This is a genomic window from Streptomyces boncukensis, from assembly GCF_011045075.1.
Lineage (GTDB): Bacteria > Actinomycetota > Actinomycetes > Streptomycetales > Streptomycetaceae > Streptomyces > Streptomyces boncukensis.
Genome location: NZ_JAAKZZ010000714.1, coordinates 1 through 2,981, shown reverse-complemented (window position 1 = coordinate 2,981; position 2,981 = coordinate 1). Strand labels below are relative to the sequence as shown.

2 protein-coding genes are annotated in these 2,981 nt (G+C 75.6%); one reads left to right on the top strand and one right to left on the bottom strand.

The window, feature by feature from the left end:
- Positions 1–165: 165 nt before the first annotated feature.
- Positions 166–2,058 (top strand): heavy metal translocating P-type ATPase, encoded by a 1,893-nt coding sequence (locus G5C65_RS34670; RefSeq protein ID WP_338146802.1) that lies wholly within the window; start codon positions 166–168, stop codon positions 2,056–2,058.
- Between the two features lie 193 nt (positions 2,059–2,251).
- On the opposite strand, the gene G5C65_RS34665 is transcribed toward G5C65_RS34670, so the two are convergent.
- On the bottom strand, positions 2,252–2,899 hold the full coding sequence (locus G5C65_RS34665) for a TIGR00266 family protein (RefSeq protein WP_165303034.1): 648 nt from the start codon (positions 2,897–2,899) through the stop codon (positions 2,252–2,254).
- Positions 2,900–2,981 lie beyond the last annotated feature (82 nt).

The window sequence follows — 2,981 nt, the reverse complement described above, 5'->3', positions numbered from 1 at the left end:
GGGTGGCGGCGACCTGGGGCGCGCTCTGAGGGTCCAGATGTGCGCGCGGCACGGCGCTCTCGGCGGGGGTTGCTCCATGGCCCATGTGTCCACCTTACGGGGCTTCGTGCCCCGGGTGCGTGCGATGATGAATGAATGAATCTCTGTTCATCTGTTCCTGTGTGGGTGCGGACCCTCCCCGAGGTGCGCTGGGCCGCCGTGTCCCTCGCCCTCTTCCTGGTGGCGCTCCCGGTCCACCTCCTCGGCGGCCCCGGCTGGGCGTGGGGCCCGCTCTACGCCCTCACCTACGCCTGCGGCGGCTGGGAACCCGGCTGGGAGGGGCTGAAGGCGCTGCGCGCACGCACCCTGGACGTCGACCTGCTGATGGTGGCCGCCGCGCTGGGCGCCGCCGCGATCGGGCAGGTGCTGGACGGTGCGCTGCTGATCGTGATCTTCGCGAGCTCGGGCGCGCTGGAGGCCGTCGCCACGGCCCGCACCGCCGACTCCGTACGCGGGCTGCTCGACCTCGCCCCCGCCACCGCGGCCCGCGTGGGCCCGGACGGCGCGGAGGAGCGCGTCCCCGTGGAGCGGCTCCGCGTCGGCGACGCCGTACTCGTGCGCCCCGGCGAGCGGATCGGCGCCGACGGCCGGGTCACCGACGGCGGCGGCGACGTCGACCAGGCCACCGTCACCGGCGAGCCGCTCCCCGTCGCCAAGGGGCCCGGCGACGAGGTGTTCGCCGGTACCGTGAACGGCACCGGCGCGCTCCGCGTCACCGTCGCCCGCGACGCCGCCGACTCGCTGGTGTCCCGGATCGTGCGGATGGTGGAGGAGGCGTCCCGCACCAAGGCGCCCACCCAGCTGTTCATCGAGCGGATCGAACAGCGGTACGCGGTGGGGATGGTGGCCGCGACGGTCCTGCTCTTCGCCGTCCCCCTGCTCTTCTTCGGGGCCGATCTGGACTCCACGCTGCTGCGCGCGATGACCTTCATGATCGTCGCCTCGCCGTGCGCGGTCGTGCTGGCCACCATGCCGCCGCTGCTCTCCGCCATCGCCAACGCCGGGCGGCACGGCGTCCTGGTCAAGTCGGCGGTGGCGATGGAGCGGCTGGGCGAGACGGACGCCGTCGCCCTCGACAAGACGGGCACCCTGACGGAGGGCGTGCCGCGCGTCACGGACATCCGGGTGCTGCCGGAGGTCTCCCTCGGCGCTGAGGAGCTGCTGGCGCTCGCCGCCGGCGCCGAGCGGCCCAGCGAGCACCCGCTCGGCCGCGCCGTCGTGGAGGCGGCGCGCTCACGGGGCGTGCGGATCCCGGAGGCGGAGGACTTCCTGGCGACGCCCGGCCTCGGCGTACGGGCCACGGTGGACGGTGTCAAGGTCGCCGTCGGCGCCCCGGCCCGGCTGCTGGAGGCGGACGCCGGTCCGGGCGCGGCGCGCGCGCAGTCGGAGGCCGCGGCCCTGGAGCGTACGGGCCGCACGGCCGCCGTCGTGACCCGGGACGGCGAACCGGTGGGCGTGCTCGCGCTGGACGACCGGCTGCGCCCGGACGCGGCCCGTACGGTCGGCGAGCTGGGCGCCCTGGCGGGCGGGCCGCCGCTGCTGCTCACCGGCGACAACCCGCGCGCCGCGCAGCGGGTGGCGGCGCAGGTGGGGCTCACCCGGGTGCGCGCGGGCCTGCTCCCTCAGGACAAGGCCGCAGCCGTGGGCGAACTGGCGGACGCCGGGCGGCGGGTGCTGGCCGTCGGCGACGGCGTCAACGACGCCCCGGCGCTGGCGGCGGCCCACACCGGCGTGGCCATGGGCGGCGCCGGGGCCGACCTCACCCTGGAGACGGCCGACGCGGTGGTCGTACGGGACGAACTCGCCGCCGTGCCCCGCGTCGTCGCGCTCTCCCGCCGGGCCCGCCGCCTGGTGCGGCAGAACCTGGTCATCGCGGGGGTCTGCATCGCGGTGCTGGTCGCCTGGGACCTCGCGGGCCGGCTGCCGCTCCCGCTGGGCGTGGCCGGGCACGAGGGGTCGACGGTGCTGGTCGGCCTGAACGGGCTGCGCCTGCTGAGGGAGCGGGCCTGGGCCCCGTAGCCATGAGCGCCCCGCAGGGGCGCGGGGCTCGTGTTCCTTGCGGCTTCGCCGCGGGGCGCGCCCGGCCACGACGCGCCCGCAGCCGCCAATGCCGGCCAAGAGGCAGCCCCTTGCCGCGCTTCGCCGACTGCGGGTGTCCTGTGGTTGGTCGCGCAGTTCCCCGCGCCCCTTCGGGGCGCGGGGCGACAGAGGGTCAGCCGGACTTCAGCCCTGAGGGGTTCCGGCTCTGGGTCCACACCTGTCCGGGCCCCGTGAGTTCGAACACGAGCCGCTCGCCGGACTTCAGGGACTGCACGATTCCCCGGGTCACCTTCCGGGTCGTATAGGAGACGCCGTCGCTGAAGGCGACCAGGTGGCCGGAGTCGAGGACCATCGTCTCGCCCTGCCCCAGCTCGACGAGGTCGAGCGCCCCGTAGCAGGAGGCGAGGACCGGGCCGCTGCCCTCGGCGCGGACCAGGAAGCCGCCCTCGCCTCCGGCCAGGTTCTTGAACCCGCCCCACTTGGTGTTGATCTCCACCTTGTCGGACGAGCACAGCCACGCGCCGCGCGCCAGGTTGACGCCGGGGCCGACCTCGATGGTGGTCATGTCGCCGGGCAGGTCGGGAGCGAGATCGACCCACCCGCCGTCGGGGCCGGCGGTCAGCCGGGTGAGGAACAGCGACTCGCCGCCCAGGACGCTGCGTTTGAGGCCCTTGGTCAGGCCGCCCTCGGCCTTCGCCGTGACCTCGATCCCCGCGGATGTGGCCATCATGGCGCCGGACTCGGCGCGGACGCTCTCGCCCCCGCCGAGGCGGATCCGGGCGACGGCGAAGGACGGGCTGTGCCGGATGTCGATGTCCATGCCTCCATCGTCCCGCGCGGGAGGGGGCGGCACATCCGCCTGCGCTCCCGGTCGGGTGCGACCGGGGAGCGATGCGGGGGCC